Annotated in this window: 7 protein-coding genes; all 7 read left to right on the top strand. The window is 69.5% G+C overall.

What is annotated here, in order from left to right; genetic code table 11:
• The coding region (locus ACR2JI_RS06800; protein ID WP_526389320.1) for a DUF2207 family protein at positions 1 to 1025 on the top strand (1025 nt) is incomplete at its 5' end.
• Positions 1019 to 1555: a LemA family protein gene (locus ACR2JI_RS06795; RefSeq protein ID WP_526389319.1), complete on the top strand. Its 537-nt coding sequence runs from the start codon at positions 1019 to 1021 to the stop codon at positions 1553 to 1555. The genes ACR2JI_RS06800 and ACR2JI_RS06795, both read left to right, overlap by 7 nt.
• Before the next feature lie 69 nt (positions 1556 to 1624).
• On the top strand, positions 1625 to 2554 hold the full coding sequence (gene fmt, locus ACR2JI_RS06790) for a methionyl-tRNA formyltransferase (protein WP_526389318.1): 930 nt from the start codon (positions 1625 to 1627) through the stop codon (positions 2552 to 2554).
• Complete coding sequence (locus ACR2JI_RS06785) at positions 2551 to 3960, top strand: transcription antitermination factor NusB (protein WP_526389317.1); 1410 nt, start codon at positions 2551 to 2553, stop codon at positions 3958 to 3960. The genes fmt and ACR2JI_RS06785 overlap by 4 nt, the downstream gene beginning before the upstream one ends.
• A 24-nt stretch (positions 3961 to 3984) precedes the next feature.
• On the top strand, positions 3985 to 4671 hold the full coding sequence (rpe, locus tag ACR2JI_RS06780; protein WP_526389316.1) for a ribulose-phosphate 3-epimerase: 687 nt from the start codon (positions 3985 to 3987) through the stop codon (positions 4669 to 4671).
• 26 nt (positions 4672 to 4697) lie between these two features.
• Positions 4698 to 5693 carry a bifunctional diaminohydroxyphosphoribosylaminopyrimidine deaminase/5-amino-6-(5-phosphoribosylamino)uracil reductase RibD gene (gene ribD / locus ACR2JI_RS06775; RefSeq protein ID WP_526389321.1) on the top strand — a complete coding sequence of 332 codons (996 nt, stop codon included), beginning with the start codon at positions 4698 to 4700 and terminating at the stop codon, positions 5691 to 5693.
• Positions 5694 to 5709: 16 nt separating this feature from the next.
• A partial coding sequence (locus ACR2JI_RS06770) for a sulfite exporter TauE/SafE family protein (protein WP_526389315.1) occupies positions 5710 to 5997 on the top strand: 288 nt, incomplete at its 3' end.

Here is a 5997-nt window from a genome sequence, read left to right as displayed (position 1 = left end):
TGGTGACCTGGCTGGTCGGATTGGCCGCGGCGACCGGGCTGGGCGCCTTTCTGTGGTGGCGCACCACCGTTGAACCTCAGCCCGGATTCCCGCTGCAGTACGCCCCGCCACCGGGACTCGGGCCGGTGCAGTGCGAGTACATCCGCACCGAGAAGGTGCCCGAGGAGGGCATTACCGCGACGTTGTTCTATCTCGCCGATCGCGGCCTGCTATCGCTGAACCAGGAATCCAAGAACAAGTGGGTCGTGCACACCGTCGGTGAGACCGGCCGCTGGACTGAGATGGACCCGGTCAGCGTCGCGGTCGGCTCGGCGCTTGGGCTGACCCTCTACGGGGGAAGCTTCAACGCCAACGGTGGTGTCACTGCGGGCCGCCGGTTGACCGCCGCCAAATCCGAGATGGAGTCTGCCGTCAAGCAGTGGGCCGTCGGCAGCGGCCTGGTGGTCACGCGTCGGGTGGAGATGCTGTTGCGGCTCGCCAACGTAGTGGCGCTGGCGTTGGCCGTCTGCGGCTTCGCACGCTGGTTCTTCCCGATCACACTATGGGGTCTGCCGTTCGCGCTGTTCTTCCTGCTATCGCTGCCCGCCTGGAGCCCCGGCGTCGGCATGCGCCGCTCGGCGGCCGGGCGGCAAGTGTGGTCGCAGGTCGGGGGTTTCCACCGGATGCTGGCCACCGATTCCGCGGAGTCCCGATTCGACTTCTCCGCCCGCAAAGACCTCTACACCGCCTACATCCCGTTCGCGGTGGCCGGCGGCGCCGCCGCCCTGTGGGCGGCCAAGTACCAGGCCGCCACCGGCCAGCTGCCGCCGCAGCCGGGCTGGTACCACTCGTCGTCGGGAACCGGCTGGTCCTCGTCGACCTCGGGGGGTGCTAACTTCGACAGCTTCGAGTCGGCACTGTCGTCATCCATCGGTGCCTACACCGCCTCGCAGGCAGCGTCGTCGAGCAGTAGCGGCGGCGGTGGCGGTGGTGGCGGCGGCGGTGGCGGTGGCGGTGGCGGCGGAGGAGGAGGCGGTTCATGGTGACCCCGGTATTGGTGATCGCGCTCATCGTCGCGGTGGCGGTGCTGATCGTTTTTGTGTTGGGCTACAACAAACTCCGCACCGCTGATGTGCGAGTCGATGAGGCGCTCGGCGGTATCGACGTCCAGCTGATGCGCCGGGCATCGCTGATCCCGGGCCTTGTCAGCGTTGTGCAGAGCTTCGCCGGTCACGAGAAGGCGGTGCTGGAGCACGTCGCTGATGCCCAGGCCGCGCTGACCGCGGCGACGTCGGGAAAGTCGGTGGCGCAACGCAGTTCAGCGGAAAATCAGTTCGACGCCGCCGTCGGACAGGTGCTGGCACTGGGCCAGAACTATCCGCAGCTGAACTCCTCCAACAATTTCCTGGACCTGCAGCGCAACCTCACCGATACCGAGGACAAGCTCGCTTTCGCGCGGCAGTACTACAACGATGCGGCGGCCACCGTCAACCGGCTGGGCTCGACCATTCCGTGGATGTTCTTTGCCACGATGGCCGGTGTGTCGCAGCGCGAGTTCTATCAGGTCCCGCGATGAGCGCTTGCGCGAAGAGCAAAAGAGCACCGATGAGCGCTTGCGCGAAGACAAGATTCGCGCAGTAGCTGCATGCGAATAGTTTTCGCCGGAACGCCGGCGCCTGCGCTGCCGTCACTGCAGCGGCTGATCGACTCGCCGCGTCACGAGGTGATAGCCGTTCTGACCCGGCCCGACGCCGCGGCGGGCCGCCGCGGTAAACCCGCACCCTCACCGGTGGCTCAACTGGCGCTAGACGCCGGGATCCCGGTGCTGCGCCCCGCGCGCCCCAACGCCAGCGAGTTCGCCGCCGAACTGCGTGCGCTGGCGCCGCAGTGCTGCGCAGTGGTCGCATACGGCGCACTGCTCGGTGGAGAGCTGTTGGCAATACCCGAACACGGCTGGGTGAATCTGCATTTCTCGCTGCTGCCGGCATGGCGTGGGGCCGCACCGGTACAGGCGGCGATCGCAGCCGGTGATGCCGTGACCGGGGCAACGACCTTTCAAATCGAGCCCGCACTGGACTCCGGGCCGGTCTACGGCGTGCTGACAGAGGAGATCCGGCCGCGCGACACCGCAGGCGATCTGCTGGACCGCCTGGCCGACGCCGGCGCGGGCCTTCTGGAGGCCACCATGGACGGAATCGCCGACGGCACCCTGACCGCCATGCCGCAGCCGGTCCACGGGATCAGCCTGGCACCGAAGATCTCCGTCGAGGGCGCCCGGGTGCGCTGGGAATTGCCGGCCCAGGTCATTGAGCGCCGCATCCGGGCGGTCACACCCGGGCCGGGGGCGTGGACGATGGTCGGCGATCTACGGGTGAAGCTGGGACCGGTGACCGTCGACGAATCCGGCGAGTCGCTGCCTCCCGGTGTGTTGCGCGCCGAGCGTTCGGCGGTTCGGGTCGGAACCGGCTCCTCGCCGATTGTTCTCGGGCAGGTGCAGCCGCCGGGCAAAAAACCGATGGTGGCGGCGGACTGGGCCCGCGGCGCCCGGCTGGATCACGAGGTCCGGGCATCATGACCGGGGACAGGGGCGGTCCACGCCGTAAGCCCGTACGCACCCAGGGCCGTGGCCGCCGGGCACCGCTCGATCCGGCCCGACGCGCTGCCTTCGATGTGTTGCGCGCGGTGTCCGAGCAGGACGCCTACGCCAACCTCGCACTGCCGGCCCTGCTGACCGAACGCGGCATCAGCGGCCGCGACGCGGCGTTCGCCACCGAACTCACCTACGGAACCTGCCGCACCCGTGGGTTGATGGATGCCGTGATCTCTGCAGCGGCAGCCCGACCGGTCGATCAGGTCGACCCGGTGCTGCTCGACCTGCTGCGGCTGGGCGCTTATCAGTTACTGCGCACCAACGTCGCCGATCACGCCGCGGTATCCACGACTGTCGAGCAGGCTGGCGTCGAATTCGACACGGCCCGAGCAGGATTCGTCAATGGCGTGCTGCGCAAGATCGCCGGCCGCGACGAACAGTCCTGGACGGCTGAGCTGGCTCCGTCCGCCGCAACCGACCCGGTCGGTCATGCCGCGTTCATCCACGCCCACCCGCGGTGGATCGCCCAGGCCTTTGCCGACGCACTCGGCGCCGGTGCCGGCGAACTGGACGCCGCACTGGCCGCCGATGACGCCCGGCCCGGTGTGCATCTGGCGGCTCGGCCCGGCGTGCTGGCCGCTGCGGATCTTGCCGACGCGGTGGGCGGGACGGTCGGACGCTACTCGCCGTATGCGGTGTACCTCGACAGTGGCGATCCGGGACGGCTGGATGCGATCCGCGACAACAAGGCACTCGTGCAGGACGAGGGCAGCCAGTTGGTGGCCCGGGCGCTGACCCTGGCACCGCTGGAGGGCGAGGATGGCGGGCGATGGCTTGATCTGTGCGCGGGCCCCGGCGGCAAGACGGCCATGCTGGGTGCGATCGCCGCTCAGCAGGGTGCCACCGTCACCGCAATCGAACCCAACGAGCGCCGCGCGGAGATGGTCGAGCACAACACCCGCGGCCTTCCCGTTGAGGTGCTGCGGGCAGACGGCCGCGAACCGCCGCTGACAGCGGGAAGTTTCGACCGGGTGCTCGTCGACGCCCCGTGCACCGGTCTCGGTGCGCTGCGTCGGCGACCGGAGGCCCGCTGGCGCCGGACGCCCGCTGACGTCCCGGTGCTGACCAAACTGCAGCGCGAACTGCTCGCCTCGGCGATCGCGCTGACCCGCCCGGGCGGCGTGATCATCTACGCCACCTGTTCCCCGCATATCGCCGAGACCATCGGCGTGGTCTCCGACGCGCTGCGCCGCCAGCCGGTGACCGCGCTCGACACCCGGCCGCTGCTGAGCCCCGCCGAGAACCTCGGTGCCGGGCCCCACGCCCAGCTGTGGCCACACCGGCACGGCACCGACGCGATGTTCGCGGCCGCGCTGCGCAAGAACGGCTGAGGCGCACGCCCTAAAGTGACTGCCATGCCGACACCGCAGCGCCCGATGATCGCGCCGTCGATCCTGTCCGCAGACTTCGCCCGGCTGGCGAACGAGGCCGCCGCCGTGGAGGGCGCCGACTGGCTGCATGTCGACGTGATGGATGCGCATTTCGTGCCCAACCTGACCCTGGGCCTGCCGGTGGTGGAGAGTCTGCTCAAAGCCACCGACATCCCGATGGACTGTCATCTGATGATCGATAGACCGGAGCGCTGGGCACCGCCCTACGCGGAGGCCGGCGCCCACAATGTGACATTCCACGCCGAGGCCACCGGCAATCCGGTGGCGGTGGCCCGCGATATCCGCGCTGCCGGCGCCAAGGCCGGCCTCGCGGTCAAACCCGGCACCCCGCTGGAGCCCTATCTGGAGATCCTGCGTGATTTCGACACCCTGCTGGTGATGTCGGTCGAACCCGGCTTCGGCGGGCAGAGTTTCATCCCGGAGGTACTCGAGAAGGTCGCCCGAGTGCGCCGCCTGGTCGACTCCGGTGAGCTGAAGATCCTGATCGAGATCGACGGCGGGATCAACGCCGACACCATCGAGGCCGCAGCCGAAGCCGGTGTGGACTGTTTCGTCGCCGGTTCCGCGGTCTACGGTGCGCGTGATCCGGGCCTGGCCGTGGAGGCGCTGCGGCGACAGGCCGGCGCCGCCTCACCCCATCTGCGGCTGTGACGACACCGGCGCAGATCGCCGCGGCCATGCGCCAGGCCATCGGGGCTGCCCAGGCGGCGAAGGGCCGCACCTATCCCAATCCTCCTGTGGGAGCGGTGATCCTGGATCGCGACGGGATACCCGCCGGAGTTGGCGCCACCATGCCGGTGGGGGGAGCGCATGCCGAAGTGCTCGCCCTTCGCGCAGCGGGCGAGCGCGCCGCCGGCGGCACCGCTGTGGTCACCTTGGAGCCGTGTGATCACCACGGTCGCACACCGCCGTGCACCGAGGCGCTCATCGAGGCGGGTATCGCCGCCGTCGTCTACGCCGTGGCGGACCCCGACCCGGCCGCGGCAGGCGGAGCCGATCGGCTGCGCGCGGCCGGGATGACCGTCACCGAAGGACCCTGCGCCGACGAGGTCGCCGCCGGACCGCTGCGCGAATGGCTACACAAACAACGCACCGGATCTCCGCACATCACCTGGAAATTCGCCACGAGTATCGACGGGCGAAGTGCGGCCGCCGACGGTTCGTCGCAGTGGATCACCAGCGAGGCCGCCCGGGCGGATCTGCATCGCCGCCGCGCGGCCGCCGACGCGATCGTGGTCGGCACCGGAACGGTCTTCGCCGATAACCCGAGCCTGACCGCCCGCAATCCCGATGGCACGCCCGCATCCCAGCAGCCGCTGCGGGTGGTGGTGGGGGAGCGGGAGATATCACCGGCATCCCTTGTGCTCAGCGATGATTCGGCCACGTTGCTGCTGCGGACTCGTGATCCGAATGAGGTGATCCGGGCATTGGCCGATCGCACCGACGTCCTGCTGGAGGGCGGCCCGACGCTTGCCGGGGCATTCCTGCGCGCCGGTGTGGTGCACCGGATCCTGGCCTACGTCGCGCCGATCCTGCTTGGCGGACCGGTCACCGCCGTCGACGACGTCGGGGTGGTCAGCATCGCCGGCGCGCTGCGCTGGCACTACGACGGCGTCGAGCAGATCGGACCCGATCTGCTGCTGAGTCTGGTGCCGCCCCGGGGCGACTCCTAGGGTGTCTGTCGCGGGAATGGCCGTGATCGTCCTGGCCGGGTTCGCCGCGGGTGCGATCAATTCAGTGGTGGGTTCCGGCACGCTGATCACCTTCCCGACCCTGGTTGCACTGGGGCTTCCTCCCGTGACGGCGACGATGTCCAATGCGGTCGGCATGGTGCCCGGCGGGGTGACGGGAACCTGGGGTTACCGGGCCGAACTCGCCGGGCAGTGGCACCGATTGCGCTGGCAGATCCCCGCCCTGGTCGCCGGGGCGGCGATCGGGGCGTTCCTTCTTCTGCACCTGCCGGAGAAGGTTTTCATC

This window comes from Mycobacterium sp., from assembly GCF_051006775.1.
Lineage (GTDB): Bacteria > Actinomycetota > Actinomycetes > Mycobacteriales > Mycobacteriaceae > Mycobacterium.
This window is presented reverse-complemented; position numbering and strand designations above follow the sequence as displayed.

What these genes read in the sequence shown, in the direction of transcription:
- ACR2JI_RS06795 (WP_526389319.1), top strand. Translation starts at nt 1,019, where the DNA reads ATGGTGACCCCGGTATTGGTGATCGCGCTCATCGTCGCGGTGGCGGTG.
- fmt (WP_526389318.1), top strand. Translation starts at nt 1,625, where the DNA reads ATGCGAATAGTTTTCGCCGGAACGCCGGCGCCTGCGCTGCCGTCACTG.
- ACR2JI_RS06785 (WP_526389317.1), top strand. Translation starts at nt 2,551, where the DNA reads ATGACCGGGGACAGGGGCGGTCCACGCCGTAAGCCCGTACGCACCCAG.
- rpe (WP_526389316.1), top strand. Translation starts at nt 3,985, where the DNA reads ATGCCGACACCGCAGCGCCCGATGATCGCGCCGTCGATCCTGTCCGCA.
- ribD (WP_526389321.1), top strand. Translation starts at nt 4,698, where the DNA reads ATGCGCCAGGCCATCGGGGCTGCCCAGGCGGCGAAGGGCCGCACCTAT.